The 26275-nt window shown below is 64.8% G+C and carries 23 protein-coding genes and 1 tRNA gene; 11 read left to right on the top strand and 13 right to left on the bottom strand.

Annotated features, from left to right (window positions below):
* Positions 1-173: 173 nt before the first annotated feature.
* Positions 174-695 carry a glycosyltransferase gene (locus Q7V45_RS18330; protein WP_304854611.1) on the bottom strand — a complete coding sequence of 174 codons (522 nt, stop codon included), beginning with the start codon at positions 693-695 and terminating at the stop codon, positions 174-176.
* Positions 696-1032: 337 nt separating this feature from the next.
* Between Q7V45_RS18330 and Q7V45_RS18325 the strand changes: the two genes are divergently transcribed.
* A complete protein-coding gene (locus tag Q7V45_RS18325; protein ID WP_304854617.1) occupies positions 1033-2265 on the top strand; it encodes an LLM class flavin-dependent oxidoreductase in 1233 nt (410 codons plus the stop codon).
* Positions 2266-2298: 33 nt separating this feature from the next.
* On the opposite strand, the gene Q7V45_RS18320 is transcribed toward Q7V45_RS18325, so the two are convergent.
* A complete protein-coding gene (locus Q7V45_RS18320; RefSeq protein WP_304854607.1) occupies positions 2299-3381 on the bottom strand; it encodes a glycosyltransferase family 2 protein in 1083 nt (360 codons plus the stop codon).
* Positions 3382-3522: 141 nt separating this feature from the next.
* Here Q7V45_RS18320 and Q7V45_RS18315 point away from each other — a divergent pair, with 141 nt between their 5' ends.
* The gene (locus Q7V45_RS18315) at positions 3523-5142 is read left to right on the top strand and encodes a hypothetical protein (RefSeq protein WP_304854604.1); all 1620 of its coding nucleotides are present in this window, start codon (positions 3523-3525) and stop codon (positions 5140-5142) included.
* On the opposite strand, the gene Q7V45_RS18310 is transcribed toward Q7V45_RS18315, so the two are convergent.
* Genes Q7V45_RS18310 through Q7V45_RS18300 form a run of 3 tightly spaced genes read right to left on the bottom strand, consistent with a single transcriptional unit; the run spans position 5139 to position 8375 of the window.
* Positions 5139-6326 carry a hypothetical protein gene (locus Q7V45_RS18310; protein ID WP_304854603.1) on the bottom strand — a complete coding sequence of 396 codons (1188 nt, stop codon included), beginning with the start codon at positions 6324-6326 and terminating at the stop codon, positions 5139-5141. The two genes, Q7V45_RS18315 and Q7V45_RS18310, sit on opposite strands and share 4 nt — an antisense overlap.
* Positions 6323-7075 (bottom strand): SDR family NAD(P)-dependent oxidoreductase, encoded by a 753-nt coding sequence (locus tag Q7V45_RS18305; RefSeq protein ID WP_304854601.1) that lies wholly within the window; start codon positions 7073-7075, stop codon positions 6323-6325. Before Q7V45_RS18305 ends, Q7V45_RS18310 begins: the two co-directional genes overlap by 4 nt.
* Position 7076: 1 nt before the next feature.
* Positions 7077-8375 carry an FAD-binding oxidoreductase gene (locus Q7V45_RS18300; protein ID WP_304854600.1) on the bottom strand — a complete coding sequence of 433 codons (1299 nt, stop codon included), beginning with the start codon at positions 8373-8375 and terminating at the stop codon, positions 7077-7079.
* On the opposite strand from Q7V45_RS18300, the gene Q7V45_RS18295 reads away from it, so the two are divergent.
* Entirely contained in the window at positions 8331-9404 is a 1074-nt protein-coding gene (locus Q7V45_RS18295; protein ID WP_370692624.1) for a decaprenyl-phosphate phosphoribosyltransferase, read from the top strand. The two genes, Q7V45_RS18300 and Q7V45_RS18295, sit on opposite strands and share 45 nt — an antisense overlap.
* Positions 9405-9416: 12 nt before the next feature.
* Here Q7V45_RS18295 and Q7V45_RS18290 read toward each other — a convergent pair whose 3' ends face one another.
* Together Q7V45_RS18290 and Q7V45_RS18285 are read right to left on the bottom strand one after the other, a co-directional pair.
* Positions 9417-9815, bottom strand: a complete 399-nt coding sequence (locus tag Q7V45_RS18290; protein WP_304854596.1) for a GtrA family protein — start codon at positions 9813-9815, stop codon at positions 9417-9419.
* 120 nt (positions 9816-9935) lie between these two features.
* Positions 9936-10009, bottom strand: a tRNA-Gln gene (locus tag Q7V45_RS18285).
* 116 nt (positions 10010-10125) lie between these two features.
* Here Q7V45_RS18285 and Q7V45_RS18280 point away from each other — a divergent pair.
* The 3 genes from Q7V45_RS18280 (at position 10126) to guaB (ending at position 13597) form a co-directional block, all read left to right on the top strand.
* Positions 10126-11193: a Ppx/GppA phosphatase family protein gene (locus tag Q7V45_RS18280; RefSeq protein WP_304854594.1), complete on the top strand. Its 1068-nt coding sequence runs from the start codon at positions 10126-10128 to the stop codon at positions 11191-11193.
* Between the two features lie 2 nt (positions 11194-11195).
* Positions 11196-11888 carry an RlmE family RNA methyltransferase gene (locus tag Q7V45_RS18275; RefSeq protein ID WP_304854593.1) on the top strand — a complete coding sequence of 231 codons (693 nt, stop codon included), beginning with the start codon at positions 11196-11198 and terminating at the stop codon, positions 11886-11888.
* Between the two features lie 245 nt (positions 11889-12133).
* Positions 12134-13597 carry an IMP dehydrogenase gene (gene guaB / locus Q7V45_RS18270; protein WP_304854590.1) on the top strand — a complete coding sequence of 488 codons (1464 nt, stop codon included), beginning with the start codon at positions 12134-12136 and terminating at the stop codon, positions 13595-13597.
* On the opposite strand, the gene Q7V45_RS18265 is transcribed toward guaB, so the two are convergent.
* Positions 13579-14628 (bottom strand): GDSL-type esterase/lipase family protein, encoded by a 1050-nt coding sequence (locus Q7V45_RS18265; protein ID WP_304854588.1) that lies wholly within the window; start codon positions 14626-14628, stop codon positions 13579-13581. The genes guaB and Q7V45_RS18265 overlap by 19 nt on opposite strands.
* Position 14629: 1 nt before the next feature.
* Positions 14630-15715 (bottom strand): GDSL-type esterase/lipase family protein, encoded by a 1086-nt coding sequence (locus Q7V45_RS18260; RefSeq protein ID WP_304854586.1) that lies wholly within the window; start codon positions 15713-15715, stop codon positions 14630-14632.
* Positions 15716-15746: 31 nt separating this feature from the next.
* Between Q7V45_RS18260 and Q7V45_RS18255 the strand changes: the two genes are divergently transcribed.
* The 4 genes from Q7V45_RS18255 (at position 15747) to Q7V45_RS18240 (ending at position 20996) form a co-directional block, all read left to right on the top strand.
* Positions 15747-17156 carry an RsmB/NOP family class I SAM-dependent RNA methyltransferase gene (locus Q7V45_RS18255; RefSeq protein ID WP_304854584.1) on the top strand — a complete coding sequence of 470 codons (1410 nt, stop codon included), beginning with the start codon at positions 15747-15749 and terminating at the stop codon, positions 17154-17156.
* Complete coding sequence (locus Q7V45_RS18250; protein WP_304854583.1) at positions 17153-17719, top strand: GNAT family N-acetyltransferase; 567 nt, start codon at positions 17153-17155, stop codon at positions 17717-17719. Before Q7V45_RS18255 ends, Q7V45_RS18250 begins: the two co-directional genes overlap by 4 nt.
* A gap of 153 nt (positions 17720-17872) precedes the next feature.
* Entirely contained in the window at positions 17873-19423 is a 1551-nt protein-coding gene (gene guaA, locus Q7V45_RS18245; protein ID WP_304854582.1) for a glutamine-hydrolyzing GMP synthase, read from the top strand.
* Positions 19424-19739: 316 nt separating this feature from the next.
* A complete protein-coding gene (locus Q7V45_RS18240; RefSeq protein WP_304854581.1) occupies positions 19740-20996 on the top strand; it encodes a tyrosine-type recombinase/integrase in 1257 nt (418 codons plus the stop codon).
* Here the strand turns inward: Q7V45_RS18240 and Q7V45_RS18235 are convergent.
* Positions 20986-21255: an AlpA family transcriptional regulator gene (locus Q7V45_RS18235; protein WP_304854580.1), complete on the bottom strand. Its 270-nt coding sequence runs from the start codon at positions 21253-21255 to the stop codon at positions 20986-20988. The two genes, Q7V45_RS18240 and Q7V45_RS18235, sit on opposite strands and share 11 nt — an antisense overlap.
* Before the next feature lie 235 nt (positions 21256-21490).
* Between Q7V45_RS18235 and Q7V45_RS18230 the strand changes: the two genes are divergently transcribed.
* Positions 21491-22441, top strand: a complete 951-nt coding sequence (locus Q7V45_RS18230; protein ID WP_304854578.1) for a TIR domain-containing protein — start codon at positions 21491-21493, stop codon at positions 22439-22441.
* Here the strand turns inward: Q7V45_RS18230 and Q7V45_RS18225 are convergent.
* Genes Q7V45_RS18225 through Q7V45_RS18215 form a run of 3 tightly spaced genes read right to left on the bottom strand, consistent with a single transcriptional unit; the run spans position 22425 to position 26216 of the window.
* Positions 22425-22952 carry a Mov34/MPN/PAD-1 family protein gene (locus tag Q7V45_RS18225; RefSeq protein WP_304854576.1) on the bottom strand — a complete coding sequence of 176 codons (528 nt, stop codon included), beginning with the start codon at positions 22950-22952 and terminating at the stop codon, positions 22425-22427. The two genes, Q7V45_RS18230 and Q7V45_RS18225, sit on opposite strands and share 17 nt — an antisense overlap.
* Entirely contained in the window at positions 22906-24657 is a 1752-nt protein-coding gene (locus Q7V45_RS18220; RefSeq protein WP_304854573.1) for a ThiF family adenylyltransferase, read from the bottom strand. The genes Q7V45_RS18225 and Q7V45_RS18220 overlap by 47 nt, the downstream gene beginning before the upstream one ends.
* Positions 24654-26216: an adenylate/guanylate cyclase domain-containing protein gene (locus Q7V45_RS18215; RefSeq protein WP_304854572.1), complete on the bottom strand. Its 1563-nt coding sequence runs from the start codon at positions 26214-26216 to the stop codon at positions 24654-24656. Before Q7V45_RS18215 ends, Q7V45_RS18220 begins: the two co-directional genes overlap by 4 nt.
* Positions 26217-26275 lie beyond the last annotated feature (59 nt).

The following is a 26275-nucleotide window of genomic DNA, read 5'->3' as shown; positions in this document are numbered from 1 at the left end:
TCAAGGACGCTCTGGTGCGCGAAGGCGTGCCGGCGACCGCGATCGCGGTGGTGGGCCGTGGCGAGCAGGGTCTGCTGGTGCAGACCGGCCCGAACGTCCGCGAGCCGCAGAACCGCCGCGTCGAAATCGTCATCCAGTAAGCTGGACGACCCTGGACAAGGAAGAGGCGGCCCTCACGGGCCGCCTTTTTCTTTGCTCAGCGCGGTGTCGACCACGGCGAAATGCTGTTCCCAGGTCGACCGCGACCAGCAGCCCAGTCGGCGAAGGTGCGCCCGACGCTGCGGCGAATGCTGCAGCACATAGTTGAGCACGGCCTGGCGCCAGGCTGCAGCATCTGTCGGGTCGACATGATCCAGGACGCCACCGCCGACCTCACGGAAGACCGGAATGTCGCTGCACAGCACCGGGGCGCCGCACGTCAGCGCTTCGGCGAGCGGCAGGCCGTAACCCTCTGCGAGGGATGGAAGCAACAAGGCGCGTGCACCTTTCAGCATACCGGTGACGGTGGCGTCAGGCAGTCGGCTGTACTCCTGGAGGCAGCCATCGAGGCAGGCGCCCTCTTCCAAACTCTCGATGACATCTCGCCCCAATCCAGCAGCGCTCGCCCACGTGAAAGCCCCTGACCGACCGGTCGTCGACGATCCGGAGTCGGCCGAGGGGATCGAGCACAGTGAGGTGCAAGCGATCCCGTTCACTTGTCATGAAATCCTCGGCATAGGCGAGTTCGACCCGGGGTATCCCCTTGGGCGTTCGCGACCGCGAGGCGTAGAGCAGCCTCGAGATGTCGAGGATGAGCCGCGGAGGTGGCGAGGACTGGGGTGGGTCAGGGCTCAGGGGACGCTCCAAGTCCCAGAAATAATTGGATATTGCGTCCTTAGCCGGTGTGGCGTCGCTAAGCACCCGCGGGCGCACTCGGGCACGGCATGTGTCCGCTGACCGAAATCAGAGATTCGAGGGCCTTCCTGCGGACAGCGGGAACGCGGCATGATCTGGATCCATATTAAAGAGACCAATAGAATCGAGGGTACGACCATGCAGCGGCTCAAGTTCGGCGCCTTCCTCGCGCCTCATCATCCGATCGGCGAGAATCCGATGTTGCAGTTCCGCCGGGACCTCGACCTCGTCGAGCAGCTCGACGGGCTGGGCTATGACGAGTTCTGGTGCGGCGAGCATCATTCGAGCGGCTGGGAGATGATCGCCTCGCCCGAGATGTTCCTGGCGGCGGCGGGCGAGCGCAGCAAGCGCATCAAGCTGGGCACCGGCGTGATCTCGCTGCCCTACCATCATCCCTACAACGTGGCCCAGCGCATGGTGCAGCTCGACCACATGACCGGCGGCCGCGCCATCTTCGGCTCCGGGCCCGGCGCGCTGGCGTCCGACGCCCATACGCTCGGCATCGACCCGATGCTCCAGCGTGACCGTCAGGACCACGCGATCGGCATCATCCGCCGCCTGTTCAAGGGCGAGCGGGTCACCGACAAGACCGACTGGTACACGATGCAGGATGCGGCCCTGCAGCTGCTGCCCCTGCAGGAGGACATGCCGTTCGTCGTCGCGTCGCAGGTCAGCCCCTCCGGCATGACCCTGGCGGGCAAGCACGGCATCGGCATCATCTCGATCGGCTCGATGTCGAACGAGGGTCTGCTGGCGCTGCCGACGCAGTGGAAGTTCGCCGAGGACGCCGCGAAGAAGCACGGCCAGACGGTCGATCGGAGGAACTGGCGCGTGCTGCTCAGCTGGCATGTCGCGGAGACCCGCGAGAAGGCCCGCGAGGAAGCGCGGGTGGGCCTGCAGCGCTGGCACAACGAATACATCGTCGGCACCCTGCAGCGGCCCGGCGCGACGCCCTTCGCCGATCCGGACGAGGCCGTGGACAAGACGGCCTTCACGCCGGGCTCGGCCGCGACGATCGGCACGCCCGACGATCTGGTGAAAGTCATCAAGGACGTCTACGCCAAGAGCGGCGGCTTCGGCACGGTCGTGGGCTTCGTCCACGACTGGGCCAACCCGGAGAACACGCGCCGCAGCTGGGACATGGTCGCGCGCTATGTCATTCCGGAGATCAACGGCTACGTGACCAAGCTGCGCGAGTCGCAGAAATTCCTGATCGAGAATCGTGGCGTCTTCGAGCGGGCGCAGCAGGCGATCATGGCGAAGATCATGCAGACAGAGGGCGGCGCTGAAGCCCTCAAGGCCACCAAGGCGCCGCGCTTTGCGGCCGCTTCGGCCGCGGTGCCGGACTTCGAGAAAGAGAACGCCCGCTGAACCGGAAGATGGGGCGGCGCCGTCGGCGCCGCCTCAGTTCTGCTGCTGCCGCCAGACGAAGATCGAGCTCATCGTGTAGTTGAACGTGGCGCCGACGATGACGCCCGCGATGCCGGCGATCCACCAGCTCTCGTTCGAGACGAACAGCCACGACGCCACGCCGATATTGGCCAGCGCCCCCACGCCGCAGACGACATAGAATTTCAGCAGCCCAGCCAATGCGGCCGTGCCGCGCAGTTTCATGTCGCTGTAGGTAAGGAGATTGTTCACCAGGAAGTTCGAGGTCATGGCGATGACGGTCGCCACCGACTGCGCGGCCTCGAAGCCGAACCCGCCCAGCATGCCGATTCGCAGGACGATGAGATGGATGGCGAGGCCGATGGCGCCGACGATCATGAAGAACAGGAAACGGACCGACACGGTGCCGCCCGTCATCCGGTGCAGCAGCAGCCCGAGGAAGTCGAGGATGGCGCGCGTGTCGAACTTGGAAAGTCCCTCCTGGCGGGAGCGGAAACGATAGGCGACCTCGGCCACGCGCATCTGCCCGCGGGTGCTCGCCAGGATATCGAGCAGGATCTTGAAGCCTGATGGGACGAGGCTGGAGGCCACGGACTCGAAGACCTCACGCTTCAGCACGAAGAAGCCGCTCATCGGATCGGAGACCTGCCGGCCGATGATGAAGGCGGCGAGGCGGGTTGCGACGCGGCTGGCAAAGGCCCGCCGGGCCGAGAATCCACCTTCGCTGCTGCCGTCGCCCACGAAGCGGCTGCCGATCACGAGATCGGCCTCGTCATTCTGAAGTTTGGCCACCATGGCGGGTAGGATGGCTTCGTCGTGCTGGAGGTCGGCATCCATGACCGCGACGTATGGGGCGGCCGAACTGAGGGCCCCCTCGATGCAGGCGCCGGCAAGGCCGCGCCGGCCGACGCGACGGATGCAACGCACCCGGGTATCGTCCTTGGCCAGTTGCTTGGCGACCTTCCAGGTCCCGTCGGGGCTGTCGTCGTCGACGAACACGACTTCCCACGGAATGTCACCCATCGCCTCGTCGAGCAGGCCCACCAGGCGCGGCAGGTTCTGCGATTCGTTGAAGGTCGGAACGACGACCGAAACCATTGGGGAGAATGATTGCATCCGGCGGCATTATATTGCGGCGACCGGGGCGATCCTAACGTGATTTGCGGTCCGGATCGGCCTTGTATGCCGGGGCTGTATCCCTAGACTTCGCCCAGATTTTGCGGCGGGCGGTGGTATTGGATGGTTGGATCGATTAAGGGCACGGACAGGGGCGACCGTCTTGCGGCGTTGCTGTCGAAGCTGTGCATTGGGTTCGTCGTTGTCCTGACTGTCGGTTACACGATCGCCGGGGCGATCGTCCGGCCCAACATGTACTCCGACAGCGGCTGGGGATTCCTCGGCTGGTACACCCAGGACCGCACCTCGGCCTTCAACCATTCGCTCGCGCCCGACCAATCCGATATTTCGCGTGACGTCGAAGCCTTCATGGCCACCTGGACGCCGGGGCAGCACGTGCTTCCCGGACTGGTCGAGAATCTCGGCATGAGCCTCGGCCTGGCGATCATCATCGTCGTTGCGATCTTCACCGTACTGGGCGCGTTCGGCTGGTTCGCCCTCTACCGGGCATTCGGTTTCTCGCTGCTGACAAGCTCGATCGCGCTGGCGATCATTGCCTGCACCAGGTTCTTCAACCTGTCCTTCACGAACTACTCCGGCGGCGAAGTGCTGCTGTTCGGCGTCGCCCCCTGGTTCGTCCTCATGGCCTGGAAGCTGCGCGATCTCAGATGGTTCGCGGTGCTGCCGCTGGTCGCGGGGACGGCAATCATGGTGTTCGCCAAGCTTAACGGCATCGTCATCGCTGCGGCCGTCGTCGGAGGCGCGGCAATCTGCGGCGACGATGCGTGGCGCAGAAGGGACACCGTCCGCAAGCTGGTCGTGGCCGGCGTCACCATCGGCCTGATGGGCGCCATCTTCTACGTCTCCTGGTACACGCGGGGGGCGACGGCGGCTTCCATCTCGGCGGAGGTCCATCGGGATGGGCTGCTTTTCTACATATCCTTCGGCGTAGGCAGCCTGTGGAGTTCTGCCCTCTCGCTGCTCGACCTCTCCAACTACCTGTTCCGCAATCCGGGCCGGCAGATCCTGCAGTCGGGTGACGCCATGGCCTATGCCTTCTTCCCGCTGGCGCTGGCGACCTACACGATCACCTGGATGCAGCTGCGCCACGCCTACGGGGAGTATCTGCGCTTCACCTATTCGGTCTCGGCTGCAATCCTCGCTTTTTTCCTGCTCATGTGGCTGACGGGGTCATCGATCAGCTTCGACGAGCGCCACTTCCGGATCCCCTCGCTTCTGCTTTTCGTCGGTGTCGTGCAGGCCTTTACGGCAAGCAGGTCCTGGCTGTTGCGCATTTCCTTCGTGGCCGTGGCAGGGCTGGCATGCCTCTATGGTGTGACGTCCTTCGTGACGCGGACAGTGGCAAACTCGCACTATGCGATCGGCGACCGGGGCTTCCGGCATATGAACGCATCGGCGGAGGCGGTTGCCTTCATCCGCAGCATCGATCTTGCCGGTCCGGATGCGAAGAAGACCCTGATCTTCCTGCCGTCGCCGGAGATCGCGCTGGAAGTCCGCAATGCCCGCAACTGGTCAAACCAGGCCGACTTCGACACATTGGAAATGCTGAAGTCCCAGGTCTATCGCGGCCGCGTCGACCGCCTCTACGTCTTGGTCCAGAAGCGGCTGCTCGCCAACGGCAAGGCCGACGCAATCCTGAGGTCGTTCGTCGACTATCCGATCGACCGCTGGACGATGGTGCCGCTCGGCGATCTGGTCTGCTTCTACCAGGTCCGCGGTTAGCGCGCCGTGCTGTACTTATAGAAGCGCACGAGCTCGATCGGCATGAGGTTACCCTCCGAATAACGGTTGCTGACGCTGCCCAGCAGATTGTTCACCGGGAAGGCGAAGGAAATCAGGAAACCCAGGATCGCGATCGAGCGGAGTACCTGGGAGCCGAGCTTCGCCCGCGCTGCCACCGCCATCGCGACGAACAGCAGCGGTAGCGAGTAGGCAAGGCTGCGGTCGACGTCGAACACCATGGCCGCCACGCCGACGACGGCCGCCGTGGCACCGAGCATCGCCAGGAGCGAAAACCACCAGCGGCTCCGCACGAGGAGCACGCCCGCCACGAGGGGCCACAGCCAGAGGCCTGCAAGGACATGCGGCAACTCGTACTGCAGGGTTGGGAGGGTGAGCGGCAGGACGCTGAAGCCGACGTCCTTGCCGGTGCCGATGGGGATATGGAGTCCGTAACCGAACATCAGCACGAGGCGGATTGCGCCGGCGATCAGAATGGCCGAGGCGACGGTGATCGTCTGCAGGTTGAACCAGCTGGGCTTGCCGGCGTGGCTGTTGCGCATGGCCCAGTAGAGAACCACCAGGGGCGAGGCAATGACGGCACGTTCGTCGGTGAAGCATGCAACGATGATGGCCGCTACGATGATCGGTGGATTGCGGAATGCCACCGCCACGGTGAGGAAGGTATAGGCAAAGGCGTCGCCCATGCCGCCGAGCTGCAGGAAGGCGGCCTTGCCGGCATAGATGGAAGCCACGCCGAATACGCTGGCCAGTGCGACGATGCGGTCTTTGAAGAGATCCATCGCGATCTTGCCAACCAGAGCAAGCAACAGGATGCCGAGCCCGTACTGGATGACCAGCATCGCGCGCCAGTCGACGTGCAGGACCTTCATGGTCATCGGCAGGGTCAGGCGGAAGGCGAGCTTGGAGTCGTGCGACGACTGGTCCTTGTACTGGTCGCCCGTCATCGCCAGCGGATCGGCGGCCTGGCGCTCGAGGACCGGCCAGAAATTGACGATCTGAGCGTCGTTGCCGAGGAAGAAGCTGACCCGGGGAAAGGACATGAACAGCGACAGCGCGATCGCCAGCGCCACGCCCCAGGCCAGCCATAGGCGGCGGCCCGCAAGCAGGCCGAACGCGGCCTCGCAGCGCGACAGGATCGCGTCGTAGATGCCCTTGAGAATCATATGTTGAGCCTGTTGAAGATGAAGTCGGGCAGGGCGCGCACGACGAACATGATGAGCTGCCATTTACGCGGCAGGTAGGCGACTGCCGTGCCCCGGTCGATGGCATCGACCGTGCCTTGCGCCACGGACTCGACGGAGGCGAGCCGCCGGCCCCGCGCCTTCTGGTCGGCGGTCATGGGCGTGTCGGTCGGGCCGGGCTTGATCAGGACGACCTTGATGGCGGTACCTGCAAAGCGGTGCTGCATGCCTTGGGCGTAACGATCCATCAGCGCCTTGGAGGCACCGTAGACATAATTGATGCGCCGGCCGCGGTCGCCGGCAACCGAGCCGATCATGCCGATGGTGCCGCCGCCGGCACGTTCCATTGCGCCGGCAAAAGCCTCGGCGAACAGGATCGGCGAGACGCCATTGACCTCGACCGACTCACGTGTCTTCTCGATATCGTCCTGGCACGGCTGCTGCGGCGAGAGCACGCCATGGGCGATGAGGGCGATGTCGACCGGCATTTGCGACGTCCAGCGCGCCACGGAGTCGGCGATCGCCGGCGTCGACAGGAAGTCCATCGTTTCGACGGAGACCTCGGCCTGGCCGCTGCGGGCGCGCAGGTCGGCTGCAATGCGCTCGGCGAGCGCCACGTTCCGCGCCACGAGGATAAGCTCGACGGGTCCGCGTTGCATCCATAGCCGGCAGCAATGTTCGGCGATGGCCGAGGTCGCGCCGATCACGACGATGCGCTTCTTCTGGTTCAACTCACTGCCCCATCAAACGTCGGGACATGCCGGAGCTCATCCCAGGATCACGGAACTTCGCAAGCGCCGCCGCTCTTGGATAGCCCGCTTCAAAGAGCTCGCGGGGCATGCGGGCGTCCTTGGCAAGGTAGAGGCGCCCGGCGGCGGCTCGCACGACCGCATCGAGTTCGACGAACAGGCGCTCGGTGCGCGCGCCGCGGTTGGGGAAATCGAGCGACAGCGTGACGCCAGGGGTCGGGAAGCTCAGCAGGCCGGGGGAGGCGCGGTCGCCGAAGGTCTTGATGACCGCGAGGAACGAGCCCTGTCCCGAGCGGGCGATGATGTCGAGGATATCGCGCAGGGCGGCGGGCCCGGCGTCGCGCGGCACGACGAGCTGGTACTGGTAGAAGCCGCGCGGGCCGTAGAGCCGGTTCCAGTCCTGCAGGTCGTCGAGCGGGAACAGGAACGTGTCGAACGGGCGGCGTCGGGCGCCGCCGCGGCGGCTGTTCAGGTGATAATAGGCGCTGTTGAACACCGGAAGCGTCAGCCGGTTGAACAGCGGAAACGGCGGGGTGACGGGCACGGCGAGGCGGCGAGGGGAGGGCGGCTTGCCCGACTGGTCAACCGCGGGGTTGGCCCTCAGGAAGATCCCGCGCGCGCGGCTGCCGGCCGTGCAGTCGAGCCACGACACGGTGTGCTCCCACAGGGACTCCGAATCGTCGGCCAGTGTCAGGAACTCGTCGAGGCTGCGGTAGGGCAGGATCTCGGTGTCGAGCCAGGGCCCTGTCACGGGCTGGAGCTGCAGCTCGGCGGTGGCGATGAGGCCGGTGAGGCCGATGCCGCCCACGGTCGCGGCGAACAGGTCGGGCCGCACGCCGGGACCGCAATCGACAACCCCGCCATCGGTGCGGACCAGAGTCAGGTTGCGGACATGATTGCCGAAGGAGCCGACGCGGTGATGGTTCTTGCCATGCACGTCATTGGCAATCGCGCCGCCGACGCTCACATGTTGCGTGCCGGGGATCACCGGCAGGCCCCAGCCGCGCGGCACCATGAAGCGCTGGATGTCTCGAAGCTGCACGCCGGCCTCGCACACCAGCCGGCCCATCTCGGGATCGAAGGAATGGAAGCGATCCAGCCGCGCAGTGTCGAGCAGCGTACCGCCGGGATTGAGGCAGGCATCGCCGTAGCTGCGCCCCCTGCCGAGCGGGATGGCTGGCCCCTTGCCGTGCAGTTCGTCGGCCAGCGTGGCGATGTCTGACAGTGCGGTGACTTGATGAGGCTCCGCGCTCAGGCGTCCCCAGGAGGAAACAGGTCTCATCCGTCCTGTGCCCAAGATGCGAAATGTCGAGGCCAAATCGTACTTCGTCCGTCGATCGAAGGCCATGCCAAAACGGCCGGCCTGCAGGCGTGGCGGGCCGCCGAGGGATTGCCAGAAAACCGACGAGGACGCATACAGGATAGGGGGAACGTGCGTGGGGCAATGAATTCGGGGGAATCGAAAGGCACGGTGGCGGGACTGATCCAGCTGGCTCGCCCACGCCAGTGGGTGAAGAACGTCTTCGTCTTTGCGCCGCTGGTGTTTGCCCGCGAGTTCACCAATCCCGCCTCGATCAAGCTGTCGCTGCTGGCGTTCGTCCTGTTCTGCGTCGCTTCATCGGCCTGTTACATCGTGAACGACCTGCACGATGTCGAGCGCGACCGTCGGCATCCGACCAAGCGCCTGTCGCGACCGCTCGCGGCAGGGCGCGTCTCGCGTGGCGCGGCGCTTTCACTGCTGGGCGTGATCCTCGCCGGTCTGGTGCTGACGGCCGTCTTCCAGCCCTACGTCATGGCCGTGATCGCGGGCTATCTCGCGCTCAACATCGCCTATACTTTCGTCCTGAAGCACCAGCCGGTCCTCGATATCTTCAGCATCGCCATCGGCTTCGTCCTGCGCATCTGGGCCGGCGCCGTCGTGATCGACGTGCCGCTCTCCGGATGGATGCAGATCACGACGCTCTGCCTTGCCCTCTACCTCGCTGCGGTGAAACGGCGGCAGGAGCTGCTGGGCAGCGGGTCGGACGGGCGTGAAGTGCTGGAAAAGTACTCGCCGGCCCTTATCGAGCGCTATGCCGAGATGTCGGCGACCGGCGCGCTGGTCTTCTACAGCCTGTTCGTCATGTCGGCGAACCAGGCGCTGACGGCGACCATCCCCTTGGTGATCTTCGGCCTGTTCCGTTACTGGTACGTGGTCGAACGGCTGGGTGGCGGCGAATCGCCGACCGACGCGCTGCTTTCGGACCTGCCTTTGCTGGCGACGGCCGTGGCCTGGATCGCGGTCTGCGGCATCGTCCTCTATTCCTCCTAGTCGGAGCGGCCGTCAGGGCTCCCTGCGGGCGAACGTGTAGAAGCGGTGGCCGATGTAGCTGGTCACGGCCGGCACCATCACGCCGATGAAGTGGGCGATGTCGTCGGCGTGCCAGATCAGTCCAAGCTCGGGGAACACGATGCGTGCGAGGCCGACGCTGATCGCCCAGACGAGGGCGAAAGCCACGAGATTGACCACCACGAACCGGCGCACCTCGGAGGCCACGGAACGTCCCGACGCGCCGAACACGAAGCGGCTCATCAGCAGGTAGGCGACGATCATGCCGACGAAGTAGGCCACGACCACGGCCGCCTCGAACGGCATGACGAAGTTGAGGACATACCGGCTGACCAGGTTGACGAGGGCGGCGGTGCCACCGCTCAGCAGGAACTTCAGGAATTGCAGGGTCATGGAGATCCGGCGGTCCGGCCCATCGGAATCTCAGTCGATGCGCAATTTCGATAGACGCACGGCAAGCGGCCGGAGGGAAGCACCGGGGACCTGTCAAAATGCAGTTTGAAAGGGGCGGGCTGGCTGGGGGACCAGGATTCGAACCTAGACTAACTGGGTCAGAGCCAGTTGTTCTACCGTTAAACTATCCCCCAACGGGCCGAGCAAGCGTGCCGGGCGCACGATTTAGCGATGACGACACGGATTGGCAAGCGGGGCCTCGCCGCGGGCGGAATCCTCGTTTACGATCCCGCCAAGGAAAGAGTTGAGAATGACCGGGGAATCCACGCCCAAGGGAGGCTGGCACAGCGGTCGATTTGCGCACACCTTCGCTGCCATCGATCTCGGCACAAATAATTGCCGGCTCCTGGTGGCACGGGCATCGGTCGAGGGTTTTGAGGTGATCGATGCCTATTCTCGCCCCGTCAGGCTGGGCGAGGGGGTGGCGCTGAGCGGTTCGCTGTGCGGCGAGGCCATTGAACGCACGCTGCATGCGCTTGGCGTCTGCGCGGCCAAGATCGAACGCAACCGCGTGACCCGCGCCCGTCACATCGCCACCGAAGCCTGCCGCCGCGCCTGCAATGCCGGGGATTTCCTCGACATGGTGAAGGCGCGCACCGGCCTCAGCTTCGACCTGATCCAGCCGGCCGAGGAGGCGAGGCTCGCCTTGGCGAGCTGCGAGAACCTGCTCGACCCCGAGATCCCCTTCGCCCTGCTGATCGACATCGGCGGCGGCTCGACCGAGGTGAGCTGGATCCGGGTCAGGCCGCGCCCCGGCCGTCCGGGCTGCGCGACCACCGAACTGATCGGCATGACGTCGGTGCCCTGGGGCGTCGTGACGCTCACCGAATCCTGCACGCCTGGACAGCCGCGCGAGCGGGCGCTGAGCCGGGCCTGCTACGACGACATGGTCGAGCGGATTCGGGCCGACCTGCGATCCTTCTGCGCCAGCCACCGGATTGCGCCGGCGATCGCGCGCGGCGAGGTCCAGATGATCGGCGCCTCGGGCACCGTGACGACGATCAGCGCACACCATCAGGGCCTGAAGCGCTATAACCGGACCCTGGTCGACGGTTCGAGGATCGGCCGAGAGGAAATTTTGCGTATCTGTGACGAGCTTTCCACGCTGTCGGTCGACCAGCTCACCCATCTGCCCTGCATCGGCGACGACCGCGCCGACCTCGCGCTGGCCGGCGGGGCGATCCTCGAGGCGGTCTGTCGCCAATGGGCGGCGCCGGTCGTGCGCGTGGCCGATCGCGGTCTGCGCGAGGGCGTGCTGATGGAACTGATGCGCCAGGCCGACCGCGAGGCCGACCAGCTCTGCCGCCGGAGCCACTGAGCATGGCCAGCGACAAGAAGGGCAGCGTCCCGACGGGGCGGCGCGCCACGGTCCGCGTGAAGACCGCGCGCGGACGCACCGTTTCCTCCCAGCGTTGGCTGCAGCGCCAGCTGAACGATCCCTATGTCGAGGAGGCCAAGAAGCGCGGCTATCGCTCGCGTGCGGCCTTCAAGCTGCTGCAGATCGACGACCAGTTCCATTTCCTGAAGCCAGGCGGACGCGTCATCGACCTTGGGGCGGCACCGGGCGGGTGGACGCAGGTTTCGGTCGAACGGGTGAGTTCGGGCAAGATCAAGGGCGTGGTGATCGGCATCGACCTGACGCCGGTCGAGCCCATCGCGGGGGCGACCGTGCTGGCCAAGGATTTCTACGACGAGGACGCGCCCGCGCTGCTCACGGAGCTGCTGGGCGGGCCGGCCGACGTCGTGCTGAGCGACATGGCGGCCGCGGCGACCGGCGAGACCCAGGTCGACCATATGCGGATCATGGGGCTGGCCGAGGCCGCGCATGATTTCGCCCGCGAGATCCTGAAGCCCGGCGGCGCCTTCGTCGCCAAGGTACTGCGCGGCGGGACCGAGCGGACGCTGCTCGACCGGCTGAAGAGGGACTTCGAGAAGGTGCGGCATTTCAAGCCCGAGGCCAGCCGGGCCGATTCGGCGGAAATGTACGTCGTCGGCACGGGCTTCCGCGGGTAGATTCCGCTGAGGCACTTTGCGCTGCTGAACTTCTCTTTCGATTGCGCCACCGCCTGCGCAATCCTGCGCCGGTCCGGGGTCGAAATCTGGAAACGCGATCGCCTGGGCGCCGTTTAGAAATACTTGTGCATAACGGCCCCGCGTCTGCGCGCTTGGCTTGTGCGCGGCGGTGTGTATAAAGGCTCGCCAACCCGGCGGCCCTCTCCGAGGGCCGCCGTTTTTATTTCTCCTCAATGGAGGTTGGTATGCAGATTCAGGAAGCGCTCACCTTCGATGACGTCCTCCTGAAGCCTGCTGCGTCGTCGGTTCTGCCCGGGCAGACCGACACCCGCACACGCCTCACGCGCACCATCGAACTCAACATCCCGCTGATGTCGGCGGCGATGGACACCGTCACCGAGTCGGGCATGGCGATCGCCATGGCGCAGGCCGGCGGCATCGGTGTCATCCACAAGAACCTCGAGCCGGAAGCACAGGCCAACGAGGTCCGCCGGGTCAAGAAGTTCGAAAGCGGCATGGTGGTGAACCCCGTCACCATCCATCCCGACCAGACGCTGGCCGACGCGCTGGCGCTGATGGAAGCCAACCAGATCTCGGGCATTCCGGTGGTCGAGCGCGGCAGCGGCAAGCTGGCCGGCATCCTCACCAACCGCGACGTGCGCTTCGCCACCGATGCCGGCACGCCGGTCAGCACGCTCATGACCAAGGAGCGCCTGGTCACCGTGACCGAGGGTGCCACCAAGGAAGAGGCCAAGCGGCTGCTGCACCAGTTCCGGATCGAGAAGCTGCTGGTGGTCGATGCCGCCTACCGCTGCATCGGCCTGATCACCGTCAAGGACATCGAGAAGGCCAACAAGTTCCCCGGCGCCAGCAAGGACGAAAAGGGCCGCCTGCGCACCGCCGCCGCGACCGGCGTCGGCGAGGACGGGCTGCGCCGTGCCCAGCTGCTGATCGACGCCGATGTCGACGTGATCGTGGTCGACACCGCGCACGGCCATTCGCGCGGCGTGCTCGAGGCCGTGACGCGGGTGAAGAAGCTCAGCAACTACACCCAGGTGATGGCCGGCAACGTCGCCACCCGCGAGGGCGCCCAGGCGCTGATCGACGCCGGCGCCGACGCCGTGAAGATCGGCATCGGGCCGGGCTCGATCTGCACCACCCGCATGGTGGCCGGTGTCGGCGTGCCGCAGCTCACCGCGATCATGGAGGCGGCCGAAGCCTGCCGCGCCGCGGGCGTTCCCGCGATCGGCGACGGCGGTATCAAGTATTCCGGCGACCTCGCCAAGGCGATCGCCGCCGGCGCCGACTGCGCCATGATCGGCTCGCTGCTGGCCGGCACCGACGAGGCGCCGGGGGAGGTGATCCTCTACCAGGGCCGTTCCTACAAGTCGTACCGCGGCATGGGCTCGATCGGCGCCATGGCGCGCGGCTCGGCCGACCGCTACTTCCAGCAGGAGGTGCAGAGCACCTTGAAGCTGGTGCCGGAAGGCATCGAGGGCCGCGTCCCCTACAAGGGCGGCGTGGGCAGCATCCTGCACCAGCTGGTCGGCGGCCTGCGGGCGGCCATGGGCTATACCGGCAACGGCACGATCCGCGAGATGCAGAGCAATTGCCAGTTCCTGCGCATCACCGGCTCGGGCCTGCGCGAGAGCCACGTGCACGACGTCGAGATCATGCGCGAGGCGCCGAACTACCGCGGCGGCATGTAACCCTCTTTCAGCGCCGCCGCGATCTGCTCTGCCGCGATCCGGTGGCCGAGCGGGCCGGGGTGCGAGGTCCGGAACATCGCGGCGTAGCCATCGCGCGTCACGCCCTCGTCGATCGCCTCGAACAGGTCGAGCGCGCCGAGGCCCGCCGCACGCGCGCAGTCCAGCACAACACGCGAGAGGCGGCGCTGCTCGCGCGCATAGTCGGCATTCTTCCAGACATAGGGATCGTATTCCGCCACCACGAGCGTCGGCACGCCGAGGCCGGCCAGCCGCTTCAGCAGCGGGCAGGCCATGGTCGCGCCGGCGCCGCGCGGCAGCACGCGGACATGGTCGATCGACCATTCATACTGCCAGCCTTTGTGGCGCAGGATCGTGTCGACCAGCACCGACCAGCCGAACAGGCGCTGCCAGAGGTCGAGGCTGGCGGCGGGCGCAGGTGAGGGCGGGACGGGGACGTTGCGCAAGGCGAGTGTCTCGCCCGTCGGCTCGAAATAGGGCTTCTCCGCGCCCCACACGCGCTTCATTTCGCTGCGCCGCAGATCGTCGGCGATGAAGACCAGCACCAGCGCGGCCGGCTTCACCTCGCGCACCTGCTGCTCGGCGCGCAGGACGATCTGGTCGAGCCCGTAGCCGCTCACGCCGGCATTGACGGTGCGGCGGCCGATCAGCGGCTGCAGCAGGGCCGCCCAGGTCTCGCCGTCGCTCACCTCGTCGCCATGGGCATAGGAATCGCCCACCACCAGCACCGGCGGCTCGGCCAGCACCGTGCCGGCCGGGGCCGGGGTGAGGCGGTGGCCGTGAAGGTCGTAGGTGACGCCCTCCGCGGAATATCCCGGGCGCAGCACGAAGCCCAGGTCGCTGTCGCGCTTCAGTCGCCCGGCGCCGGCCTTCAAGGTGGCCTGGCGCTCGGCGAGGATGATGTTGGACCAGTCGAGCAGCGCCGCCGGCCCGCGCCACAGGCGGCAGCCCAGTTCGAGCACCAGAAGCGTTACCAGCACCGAGCCGAGGACCAGCGCGGCCCGGCCGAACATCTCAGTTGCCCTTGTCGCCGAGCGCGCCCGCGACCAGCCGTGCGATCAGCGCATTGCCGCCGGCGTTCATGTGCCACAGCACGTAGAGATCGCGCGGCCGCGGCGTCGCGGCCAGGGCCTCGTAGGTGTCGAGCGTGGCGAGCCCGTTGCGGCGGGCGCAGTCCAGCAGGCCCGCGGTCAGGCGACGCTGCTCGGCGGCGAATTTCGGATCGTCCCACACGACGGGATCGTAGGCGGCGATCAGCAGCACCGGCGCGCCGCTGCTCTTCTGCAGCCCGGCCAGCCGCGCGGTGAGGCGGCAGGCGACGAGCTCGCCCGTACCGGCCGGGTGGACCCGGATATGATCGCCGAACCAGTCGTGCAGCAGGCCGAGCCGCCGCATCAGGAAGTCGAAGGCGTAGGAGTAGCCGATCGTCCGCTGCCAGAAGGTCAGCGTCGTCTCGGCCGGGGCGCGCGGCGGCACCGGCACGTTGCGCAGCACCAGCCCGTCGCCGTCGGGATCGAAGTAGGGCTTGTCGGCGCTCCACAGGCGCCGCATCTCGGTGCGGCGGATGTCGTCGGCGATGAAGGCCACCACGATGGCGCCCGGCCGGTAGACCGGCGCCAGCGCCTCGGCGCGCAGCACGATCTGGTCGAAGCCGTAGCCGCTCACGCCGCCGTTCAGCACCCGCCGGCCGGTGATCCGCTGCAGGTCGGCCGGCCAGCTCTCGCCGTCGCTGACCTCCTCGCCGAAGGTGAAGGAATCGCCCACCGCGAGGATCGGCGCCTTGTCCCCCGCCGGCTTGTTGCTCAAGGGGGCGGGCCCCGTGGTCCGCAGCCCGTCGCCGTCGATCGTGACGCCGGGGGCCGCGTAGCCGGGGCGCGGCCGGTAGCCCAGCCGCGCGTCGTGCACCGAGCGGCCATTGTCCGTCTCGGCCAGCACCTTGCGCGCGTCGAGCACGTAGTTCGGCCAGGCGAACAGCCAGGTCCAGGTCGAGGCGCGGACGCCGAGCTCGATCAGGCCGAGGCCGATCACGACCGAGACGAGGACCAGGACGGTGCGGCGGAGAAGCTCGGAGCGCGGACGTTGCGCGTCGGGCGTATTCATCGTAGCGGCATGCTTTGACAAGGAGACAGACGTGACACCGGGCGCGCGGGTGGCGGCCACCATAGAACTCCTCGACGAAATCGTCAGCCACAGCGAACGGCCGGCCGATCTCGTCGCCAACGCCTATTTCCGGGCGCGCCGCTTCATCGGCGGCGGCGACCGGCGGGCGGTGTCCGATCGCGTCTGGAGCATCCTGCGCCGCTACGGCCAGCTCGCCTGGTGGCTGGAGCGCACGCGCCATCCCGACCGCGGGGCGCGCGCCATCGTGGCCGCCGACCTGATGCTGGTCGAGGGGCTCGACATGGCCGGGCTCGAAGCCATGTTCGACGGCGGCACCTACCGCCCGTCGCGGCTCGACGAGGCCGAGGTTCGCGCGCTGCGCCAGATGGAGGGCCATTCGCTGCCCCATCCCGAGCAGCCCGACTGGGTCCGCCTCAACATCCAGGAATGGGTCGCGCCGCACTTCAAGGAAGCCTACGGCGAGGGCTGGGGCCGCGAGATCGCCGCCCTCGACACGCCGCCGCCGGTCGATCTGCGGGTCAACCGGCTGAAGGTGACTGTGGAGGAGGCGCGCGACGCGCTGGCCCGCGACGGCATCGAGACCGAGCCGATGCGCTACGCCACCGATGGCTTGCGCCTGCGCCGGCGGCTCTCGGTGGTGAAGGGCGACGCCTTCCAGAACGGGCTGGTGGAGATCCAGGACGAGGGCTCGCAGCTCGTGGCCGCCCTGGTCGATGCCCAGCCCGGCATGCAGATCGCCGACTATTGCGCCGGCGCCGGCGGCAAGACCCTGGCGATGGCCGCCCGCATGAACAACAAGGGCCGCGTCGTCGCGATGGACGTGTATGAGTCCCGCCTCGACCGCTCGGCCCAGCGGCTGCGCCGCGCCGGCGCCCACAATGTCGAGCGCCGCGCCATCGACGCGGACAACCGCAAATGGCTGAAGCGCCAGGCCGGCGCCTTCGACCGCGTGCTGGTCGACGCGCCCTGCACCGGCACCGGCACCTGGCGGCGCAATCCCGACGGCCGCTGGACCCTGCAGCCCAAGGACCTCGAGGAACTGGTCCCGAAGCAGGCGATGATCCTCGATGCGGCGGCGAAGCTGGTGAAGCCGGGCGGGGGCCTGATCTACGCCACCTGCTCGGTCCTGCCGGCCGAGAACGAGCACCAGATCGCCTCCTTCCTGGAGCGCCATCCCGAGTTCGAAGTGGTGCCGGTGGGGGCGCTGTGGCGCGACGTGCTGACCAGCGAGCCGCCGCCCGAGGTCGAGAACGGCCCCTACCTGCGCCTGTCGCCCCTGAAGCACGGCACCGACGGGTTCTTCGCCGCCGCCCTGGTGCGCAAGGCGAAGGAGAAGGCGGCGCCCGAGGTCCCCCCTGCGGAGGACGCCCCCGAGGCCGCTCCCGACGCGCCGGAGGAACCGGGCGAGGCTGCGGCATGATCCGCATCCGCCGGGCCAGCCGCCACGACGCCGCGGCGATCGGGCGGGTCCATGTCGAGACCTGGCAGGCGGCCTATGTCGGCCTGCTACCCGACGCGATGCTGGTCGCCATGTCGGACGTGCGCCAGTCGGCCTGGTGGTCGCAGCTCCTGCAGGACCCGGCCGAGGCGCGCGGCGTCTTCGTGGCCGACGACAAGGACATGGGCGTGGTGGGCTTCGGCAGCTGCGGCCCGGTGCGCGATCCGCCGGAAGGCCTCGACGGCCGCGAGATCCGGGTGGGCGAGGTCTACACGCTCTACGTCGAGCCCGATTTCCAGAACCTCGGCCTCGGCCGCAAGCTGCTGGGCACGCTGTTCCGCCAGCTCAAGGCGGACCGCTGCGACACCGCCGTCCTGTGGATGCTGGCCCGGAACCCGACCCGCTTCTTCTACGAGGGGCTGGGCGGCGAGCGGGTGGGCGAGCGGGTCGACACGATGGGCGGCACCGACGTCGACGAGATCGCCTACGCCTGGCACGACCTCGGCGCCCCGCTGATCCGGCGAAGGCTGGCGGCGGAGGGGTGAACCGAAGCGAAAGGTCCCTCGCTTCGCTCGGGATGACAATTTTCTCGGGTTTTGCGCCGTGCGCCGGCCCCAAAATCGCTGTCATCCCGAACGAAGTGAGGGACCTTTGAGGACAACGGTTGCCGCCCCGGCCGGGCACGCTTATATCGCCCCATGACCGACCGTTTGCTGATCGTCGATTTCGGTTCCCAGGTTACCCAGCTGATCGCCCGCCGCGTGCGCGAAGCCGGGGTTTACTGTGAAATCCTGCCCTTCCAGTCCGTCGATGACGCCCGGATCAAGGCGTTCGATCCGAGAGGCATCATCCTCTCCGGCGGCCCGGCCTCGGTGACCGAGGGCCAGTCGCCGGCCGCCCATCCCGCCATCTTCACCGCCGACGTGCCGGTGCTGGGCATCTGCTACGGCGAGCAGACCATGGCCAAGGAGCTGGGCGGCTCGGTCGAGAGCGGCCATCACCGCGAGTTCGGCCGCGCCGAGGTCGAGATCAAGGCCTCGACCCGCCTGTTCGAGGGCGTGTGGGAGCCGGGCGACCGCAAGCAGGTCTGGATGAGCCACGGCGACCGGGTGACGAAGCTGCCGGCCGGCTTCTCCGTCGTCGCCACCAGCGAGAACGCGCCCTTCGCCGCCATCGCCGACGAGAGCCGCGGCTATTACGGCGTGCAGTTCCACCCCGAGGTGATGCACACGCCCGACGGCGCCAAGCTCCTGCGCAACTTCGCGCTGAACATCGCGGGAGCAAAAGGCGACTGGACCATGGCCGCGTTCCGCGAGCGCGCCATCGAGCAGGTCCGCGCCCAGGTCGGCAAGGGCCGTGTGATCTGCGGCCTCTCCGGCGGCGTCGACTCGAGCGTCGTGGCCGTGCTGCTGCACGAGGCGATCGGCGACCAGCTGCAATGCGTGTTCGTCGACCACGGCCTGCTGCGCAAGGAAGAGGGCGAGCAGGTCGTCCGCCTGTTCCGCGACCACTACAACATCCCGCTGATCCACGCCGACGCCTCGGAGACCTTCCTGAAGGCGCTGGCCGGCGTCACCGACCCGGAGAAGAAGCGCAAGACGATCGGCGCGCTGTTCATCGACGTGTTCGAGGCCGAAGCGAAGAAGATCGGCGGCGCAAACTTCCTGGCCCAGGGCACGCTCTATCCCGACGTGATCGAATCGGTGTCCTTCACCGGCGGCCCGTCGGTGACGATCAAGAGCCACCACAATGTCGGCGGACTCCCGGCGCGCATGAACATGAAGCTGGTCGAGCCGTTGCGCGAGCTGTTCAAGGACGAGGTGAGGGCGCTCGGCCGCGAGCTGGGCCTGCCGGCCGACCTGGTGAACCGCCATCCGTTCCCCGGCCCCGGCCTCGCCATCCGCATCCCCGGCGACATCACGAAGGAGAAGCTCGATCTCCTCAGGCAGGTCGACGCCGTCTATCTCGACGAGATCCGCAAGGCCGGCCTCTACGACGAGATCTGGCAGGCCTTCGCAGTCCTCTTGCCGGTCCGCACCGTCGGCGTGATGGGCGACGGGCGCACCTACGACCAGGCCTGCGCGCTGCGCGCCGTCACCTCGACCGACGGCATGACCGCTGACTATTACCCGTTCGACCACGCCTTCCTGGGCCGCGTCGCCAACCGCATCATCAACGAATGCCGCGGCGTGAACCGGGTGACCTATGACATCACCAGCAAGCCGCCGGGGACGATCGAGTGGGAATGATTTTTGCCCTTCCAGCAGTATCCGCTGGTACGCCAGACTACGACCTAAAGCATTGATAAATAATAAAAAGACATGCTTCACCTATCGCCGTCTATCGGGGGGTACAGCTCCGGTTTGACGGTATAGTGGTCGGTATGGGGATTGTTGTCCCGACCCCAACTTCGCGATACCGTCAGGGCCAAGAGAGGTGCTGACGGTATGTTTTTGAGATTAAGTATTTGATTTCAAAAAGAAATTGGCCTTTCAGCAACGCCACTTTCGCCGTGACGGTATAGTTCGCGCCTTTCTCCGATGTTTTGTACTTTCGGAGGCTCCCTTGCTTACTGATACGGCGATTAAGGCGCTGAAATCACAGCAGAAATTATATAAGGTAAGTGACCGTGACGGTATGTATGTCGTGGTACAGCCGTCGGGCGCGATTGTGTTCCGGTACGATTACCGCCTCAACGGACGCCGCGAGACGCTGACGCTCGGACGATATGGACCTGAGGGCCTCTCGCTTGCTCGGGCGCGGGAGAGGTTGGTCGACGCCAAGCGGACCATCTCGGAGGGTCGGTCTCCGGCCCAAGAGAAGCAGCACGACAAGCGGCGACTAAAGGAGGCGAAGCGGTTCGGCGAATTCGGGGAGAAGTGGTTCGAAGAGTCGCGCATGGCTGACAGCACGAAGGCAATGCGGCGCACGATATACGAGCGCGACATCCTGCCGACGTTTCGGAACAGGCTGCTGACGGAGATCACGCCCGACGATCTCCGCACGATGTGCGGGAAAGTCAAAGAGCGTGGCGCTCCCGCCACGGCCGTCCATGTGCGGGACATCGTGAAGCAGATCTTCGCGTTCGCCATCCTACATGGCGAGAAGGTCCCTAATCCCGCAGATGACGTCGGGCCCGCGTCGATCGCGACGTTCGTTCCCAAGGATCGCTCGCTCTCTCCGGCGGAGATCCGCGTCATGCTTGGTCAACTGGAGCACGTGCCGACGCTCCCAACGATCCGGCTGGGCATGAAGTTGTTCCTGCTGACGATGGTCAGGAAGAGCGAGCTGCAGGATGCGACCTGGGATGAAGTTGATTTCGAAAACGCAGTGTGGTCCATCCCCAAAGAGCGAATGAAGCGGTCGAAAGCCCACAACGTCTACCTGTCGCAGCAAGCCGTAGACATATTCATCGCGCTCAAGACATGTGCGGGCAATTCACGATACGTCCTGCCATCGCGCTACGACGCAGACGCCCCGATGTCGCGGGCCACATTCAATCGCATCACGACAGCGGTCGTTGCTAGGGCAAAGAGGGAGGGGCTGCCGCTCGATCCCTTCACGGTTCACGATCTTCGACGCACTGGCTCTACTCTCCTGAATGAACTCGGCTTCAATAGTGACTGGATCGAGAAGTGTCTGGCGCACGAGGACGGAAGGTCGTCGCGCGGTGTCTACAACAAGGCTGAGTACGAGCACCAACGCCGGCATATGCTGCAGGAATGGTCCACCCTGATCGACGCGTGGGTCGTGGGGCAGAAGTATTCGCCATCGCTGCTCCCCCCGACAATGGGCCTGCTCGAGCTGGACCCTAGTGTCTGACGGGCCGCGAGCGGCGCAACTTCACATCGGGACTCGGCGCACGCTGGATGGTCTTGGCCTGCGAGGCTCGGCGCCGTGCGTCAAGCCACGCTTCGACTTCTGCCAAATCCCAAACGACGCACCGTGATGTGAGATAGAAGCGCTGGGGAAAATCGCCGCGCCGCTCCATGTCATAGATTGTGCTATCGGCAAGCGGGACGATCTCTCTCAACTGCTGCCGGCGAATTGTCCTGCGGACTGCTTGCGGGGTCGCGATCATATCGCCTCTCCACCTCGATTTCATTCTGTGGAGATAAAAGACGATAGATCTCTCACTTCAAATCAGCAACGTCGACGCGTTCGGCAATATCGAGCGGTAGCGTGTGAATCGGTCGGACTGGTCAGACGCGGCAGATTGAGCGGCTCCGTGAGAAGTCTCTGTTCGTTCTCGACCACCCGCGCCATTTAGGTTGCGTACATAGATAAAGCGGAACAATCTGCAGCTGTAGCGTTCCATGAACGCCGGCTGGCACATCGAGAAGACGACAATGAAAGAAAAATTTGAAGGGGAAGGCGCCGCGCATCTCGTTGATGCGGTGAGGCGCCTGGAGCTGATCGATGGCAGCGTAGAAATCGCTGCTGAGGCCATCAAGGTTGGCGCCCTCCTTGAATTCCAACAGAACGACTACATTGTCCGGCAGAATGCGGACGACGATGATGTGTATTTGCTGATCGCCGGGGTCGTGAGCGTCGTCGTTAACGGTAATACGATTGCTCCGCGCCGGGCCGGTCAACACGTTGGCGAAATGGCTGCAATTGAGCCGGCGCAGAAGCGCTCGGCAGATGTCGTCGCAACTGAACCGGTGGTTGCGCTGAAATTGTCCAGTGCCGACTTTCGGCGCATCTGTGAGCAGCATCCAAAAATGTGGCTCTATCTTGCCAAGGAACTCGCGCGCCGCCTCTTCGCCAGGAATAGAGATATTCCTGTTCCGAATGCGAACCCACGGCTCTTTATTATTTCATCCAAAGAATCACTGGAGGTCGCTCAGACACTGCAGGTGGGGCTGGAGCATGTGTCGTTGCCAACTGTCTGGACCGACGGGGTGTTCTTCGCCGGTGGCTTCGCTCTAGAAGCGCTAGAAAAGCAGGTTGCGACGGCGGACTACGCGGTAGCGATCGCTCAGCCCGACGATATCGTTCAAACGCGTGGACGGGAGCACAAGACGCTAAGGGACAACGTGTTGTTCGAGCTCGGACTCTTTATGGGTAAGCTCGGGCGCTTGCGTAGCATCTTGATCCACCCAAGAGTCGATGGACTGCACCTACCATCGGACCTGCACGGGCTGAATACCATTGCCTATCAGATACCGGACAAACCAGACGATTTGGCGGCGCGCTTGGGGCCCGCCTGCACGAAGATCTCGCAAATCATCAAGGCGCACGGCGTCCTTAAGTTGCTCGATTGAAGACGCTGCGAAAGAACCTTCGCACGAGTGAGACTTTTTGATCCGCTGCATCTTCGAGCACTGCATCGATTTCTGATGGCGGATAATGGGGTTGAAATAGCATCGCGCTGAGCTGGATATTATCCAGGCGTATGAGACGCGCAATGACAAGCACCAAGAAGTTCACGCCAACGGTGGAATCCTCGACGATCTCTTGCATGGACATGATGTCTTCGGTGCTCGGCAACGGCTCGAAGCTTGGGTGCGAGTGCCATTCGCCCATATAATTGAACCGTGCATAGTCGTTGCCGGTGCGGGCGAAGAAGTCATCCAGTTGCGGCTGGTGGAATGATGGATCACGAATGAAGTGGACAGGGGAACTTCCAGTCTTTTGGACTGTGAGTTCAACTATTCTGAACGTTTCCCCTTCAACATGTTCCCCTAGGATCAGTCCGCCGATTTCTCGACGTTTGCCGCCCTTCAGATCATGCCGGAGGCGGTTCAGAACTGAGCGAGGCAGCAGCAGTTTCATTTTTCTTCTTTGTAAATAGTTCGGCCAGTCGAACGACTTCTTGTGCCGTAGCGGCATCATCCACGCGCGGCCCATCAACGGGTGGCGGCGTACCGACGTCGATTGGCCAGACCTCAAATGGCTGTGTGAAAATCCACCCTTCGCGCATGCCAATCAAATAGACGGAAAAAGGAAAAGCCGAAAGTGCACGAGGGATGAGAGTATCAATTGCGAAGCGTGCTGCATGAGATGCGATGACACTCACATCCGCGTCGTCGGCAATAAGAGGTTTGCCAGATTCTCGAGAAGCGTAGTCAGTGACGTCGCGCTCGATTGGCTGCCCGCGTTGATTGCACCATTGTTCAATCTGGACTCGCATAGCCGCAGGGCTTGGTTCTTTTTGCGGGCGATGACGCGCGACTAATCCGCCGATACCGCCGCCAAACACCTGCGTCCACATCATCGGCTTTTTGCTGCGTGTTGCCGCTGCTGCTAGATAGTTGAATACGTGCGGGTCTGCGGTCGCGTCGATGATCAGGTCACATTTGCCAATCAATTGCAGGATGGTCTCGGTGTAACCCGTCGATGTCTGCCCGCCGAGCCTGTATTCCCGCGCGTCGATATTGGCGCCAGGGCTTACGAGCCGTATCTGGCGGGCCAAGGCCGCCGCCTTGTGGTAGCCGACATCGCGCCAGTCCAAACCATTACGGACCAGATTGTCCGGCAGCATTAGATCATCATCGATCAGGACGAAACTTCCCACGCCAGCGCGTGCGAGCATCGTGCCGATCTTGCTTCCAACGGACCCGCAACCAACTAGTGCGACACTGCGACTTGCGAGTGAGATGTGATTAACGTCCAGCCGCAAGGCAGACTCCTCGGCTGGAATTACGGTGACGGTCCGGCACTTTTCATCGTCGCCATTGAGGACGGTATAGACATCAAGTCTTGTGCCCCGTGCTAGTACTACGCACGAAACATCATCTGGCATATCCGGATGGCGGGCCTTTATGGCCTCCCGAAATACTGTCCGATTGTCGGTAGGAGGCGCAGCGCTATCGTTTGCCCAACGGGCCAGTGCAAAGGAATAATGGCTGCCATCCTCCCAGAGTAAATCACCGGGATAGTCTGGTGCCGTCCAGGTGTCTTGGTCGCTACGCTGGATCGACTTTACGCCCAAGACGATGCCGGCGCGGCGATACGTTCCCACAAGCGTGCCAGTCCAGAGAGCGCTTTCCGGCATGGATTTGGCGATTTCATTGAAATCGCGGGTCACCAGAAAGCGAAAAAGTTCCCCGCGCAGTTGCTGCCCGAGCGTCGTATTGTGCCTGGAAGGTACCCGGCTTGTTTGATCAGACGCCGGTGTCTCCCCAGAAAGCAGGCGATAGGCGCTCTCCAGCATGTCAGCGCCCATTATTTCGGGCTGCCAGTTGTCTGGACCCCACTCAAGGCATAGCTCGCCGCCCGCGCCGTACTGATGCGTGCTCCACTGTTCGACCGTCCCCCGCGGCAAGATAAGGGGAGGGATATCCGGAAAGTGCTCCGGGTAGCGCAGCGTAACCGGGCGAAGCGTTCCGGCTACTATTATGTCTGCGTCAACGACAAGGCGCATGCGGTCGTCGAATCGCCAGCCAACCAGGGTCAGCCAGCCAACCCGGCTCCCGAGATCATCGATCGCCTCGCGCTCCCGGCGCGATCGGTCGAGATCTTGAAAGAACCAGATCAAGCAAAACCGGCGGGTGTGGTCGGACCAGCTGGACGGTTTGGAAAGCTGGGGGACGGGGGCGCGCCTGCTGCAGTCCCGGGTTTGAGCAGAGTGCTGGCCGCCATCGCCTTGGAAAGCAACGCCGCCTTATCGTATTTGGCGCTCAGTTCTTCGATGGCCACCTCGTAGGTCAGGTCGGCGCGCTTCCGCGCATCGCCAAAGAGCTTGCGGATTGCGTCGCTTCCTGCGTCGTAAGCCTTGCTTCCAATCGCTGTCTCAGATCCCGCACAGCGCTTCTGCTCCTCCTCTGCCGCAACAACGCCGCGGCTAACGGAGCAACGGACTAGTTCGCCTTTCATGCCGAGGCGCGTCACATTCATCGGGCCGTATTCGAAGCCGACCGCCAGTCCAAGGACACTGGCGTCTGTGCCTTTGTCCTTCAGGCGCTCCAGCGCCAGGGCGAAGCTGCTGCGCATTGCGCTCGCGCACAGCGTCATGTTGGTGATGGTCTCTTCGGCATCGGTGGTCTGCGCTGTACCCTCGGCGGCAATCCCATGGACACAGTCGCCGATGAAGCGGATTTTGCGGCCAGCAAAATCCGCGTGCAGCACCGCATCAAGTTCAGCACGCAGGACATGCAATGCCCGCACGACGTGCTTGGCGTTGCTATCGTTGCTGATATTCCGACCGACATAATCGGTGAAGCCGTCGATATCGGCATAGATAGCGGCGGCATCCTGCCGCCGCGAGTTCTTCACAGAAAGCGTCTCGATATCGAGCGTGTTAAAGGGCGGTGTATGCGCCGCAAATCCGAACGTACCGATCGGATTGTCTTCCAGATCCTGCTTCCAATCCTTGACGATCTGATCCGCCGTAACTTCCAGCTTCGCCTTGTCCTGCGACACTTTAATCTGATCATTCGTCAGCGGGGTGGAGTTTTCATCCTTCGCGTCCGCTAGGCCAATTGCCTTCCGCGCCTTATTCGTCAGGAAAATGCCAACAGACGACCCGCCCGAAGCACGCTTCGCCGCGTGGTTGGCGGGCTCACCCAGGAAGAGCGGCTCGCGGTGACCGCGTCGGCCATTGTTAACTGCAAGGGCCTTCCCACTGTCGATGCCTACGCGCACCTTGGCAGCGGGGTGATCTGCGTCTTCACCAGTCTGGGCGAGCACGTCGATGATCAACTGCCCCATGGCCACGGCCCGGTGAACCCGGCCTGCTTCCGCATCATACGGCTTCGTAACGACGGTGTGCAGACGCTGGTTATGGAAGTCGACAAAGACCGTATCGATGCGCTGAATGACGCGGTGCATGGCCCGGTAGTGCAGGTTCAGGAAGCGCAGCGTACGGCGGTGGCAGATTTCACCTTCGACCGCGGTCACGTTGAGCAGGTCGCCTAAATTGACAATATCGGCGTAGAGATGAACGCCGTCGACGCGGTACGCAACGTGCCCGGGGAGGTTGCCGAGGTCAGTGTCCCGGACATACTCCTTTATCTCGATATCCTTGAGGGGGAGGCCGGTAATTTTCGCGTCAATGCGCTTCGTCGCGCGATCCTTATTCCATGTTCGTGTCGCCATGTGTTGCCATCCTGCTTGTCTGCTTGCATTGCCGACGGTTGCATCGTCGGGCGTTTTTT

Source organism: Reyranella sp. (assembly GCF_030651995.1).
Taxonomy (GTDB): Bacteria; Pseudomonadota; Alphaproteobacteria; order Reyranellales; family Reyranellaceae; genus Reyranella.
Note: the sequence above shows the minus strand (reverse complement) of the source record. Positions and strands in the feature narration are given on the sequence as shown.

Bases quoted from the DNA above. Each gene is read 5' to 3' on its own strand.
- Q7V45_RS18235 (WP_304854580.1), bottom strand. From the start codon at position 21,255: ATGATCGCGACCCCGCAAGCAGTCCGCAGGACAATTCGCCGGCAGCAG.
- Q7V45_RS18225 (WP_304854576.1), bottom strand. From the start codon at position 22,952: ATGAAACTGCTGCTGCCTCGCTCAGTTCTGAACCGCCTCCGGCATGAT.
- Q7V45_RS18320 (WP_304854607.1), bottom strand. From the start codon at position 3,381: ATGGTTTCGGTCGTCGTTCCGACCTTCAACGAATCGCAGAACCTGCCG.
- Q7V45_RS18230 (WP_304854578.1), top strand. From the start codon at position 21,491: ATGAACGCCGGCTGGCACATCGAGAAGACGACAATGAAAGAAAAATTT.
- Q7V45_RS18250 (WP_304854583.1), top strand. From the start codon at position 17,153: ATGATCCGCATCCGCCGGGCCAGCCGCCACGACGCCGCGGCGATCGGG.
- Q7V45_RS18265 (WP_304854588.1), bottom strand. From the start codon at position 14,628: ATGTTCGGCCGGGCCGCGCTGGTCCTCGGCTCGGTGCTGGTAACGCTT.
- Q7V45_RS18295 (WP_370692624.1), top strand. From the start codon at position 8,331: ATGAGGCTCCGCGCTCAGGCGTCCCCAGGAGGAAACAGGTCTCATCCG.
- Q7V45_RS18260 (WP_304854586.1), bottom strand. From the start codon at position 15,715: ATGAATACGCCCGACGCGCAACGTCCGCGCTCCGAGCTTCTCCGCCGC.
- Q7V45_RS18215 (WP_304854572.1), bottom strand. From the start codon at position 26,216: ATGGCGACACGAACATGGAATAAGGATCGCGCGACGAAGCGCATTGAC.
- guaB (WP_304854590.1), top strand. From the start codon at position 12,134: ATGCAGATTCAGGAAGCGCTCACCTTCGATGACGTCCTCCTGAAGCCT.
- Q7V45_RS18300 (WP_304854600.1), bottom strand. From the start codon at position 8,375: ATGAGACCTGTTTCCTCCTGGGGACGCCTGAGCGCGGAGCCTCATCAA.
- Q7V45_RS18290 (WP_304854596.1), bottom strand. From the start codon at position 9,815: ATGACCCTGCAATTCCTGAAGTTCCTGCTGAGCGGTGGCACCGCCGCC.
- Q7V45_RS18280 (WP_304854594.1), top strand. From the start codon at position 10,126: ATGACCGGGGAATCCACGCCCAAGGGAGGCTGGCACAGCGGTCGATTT.
- Q7V45_RS18315 (WP_304854604.1), top strand. From the start codon at position 3,523: ATGGTTGGATCGATTAAGGGCACGGACAGGGGCGACCGTCTTGCGGCG.
- Q7V45_RS18325 (WP_304854617.1), top strand. From the start codon at position 1,033: ATGCAGCGGCTCAAGTTCGGCGCCTTCCTCGCGCCTCATCATCCGATC.
- guaA (WP_304854582.1), top strand. From the start codon at position 17,873: ATGACCGACCGTTTGCTGATCGTCGATTTCGGTTCCCAGGTTACCCAG.
- Q7V45_RS18310 (WP_304854603.1), bottom strand. From the start codon at position 6,326: ATGATTCTCAAGGGCATCTACGACGCGATCCTGTCGCGCTGCGAGGCC.
- Q7V45_RS18275 (WP_304854593.1), top strand. From the start codon at position 11,196: ATGGCCAGCGACAAGAAGGGCAGCGTCCCGACGGGGCGGCGCGCCACG.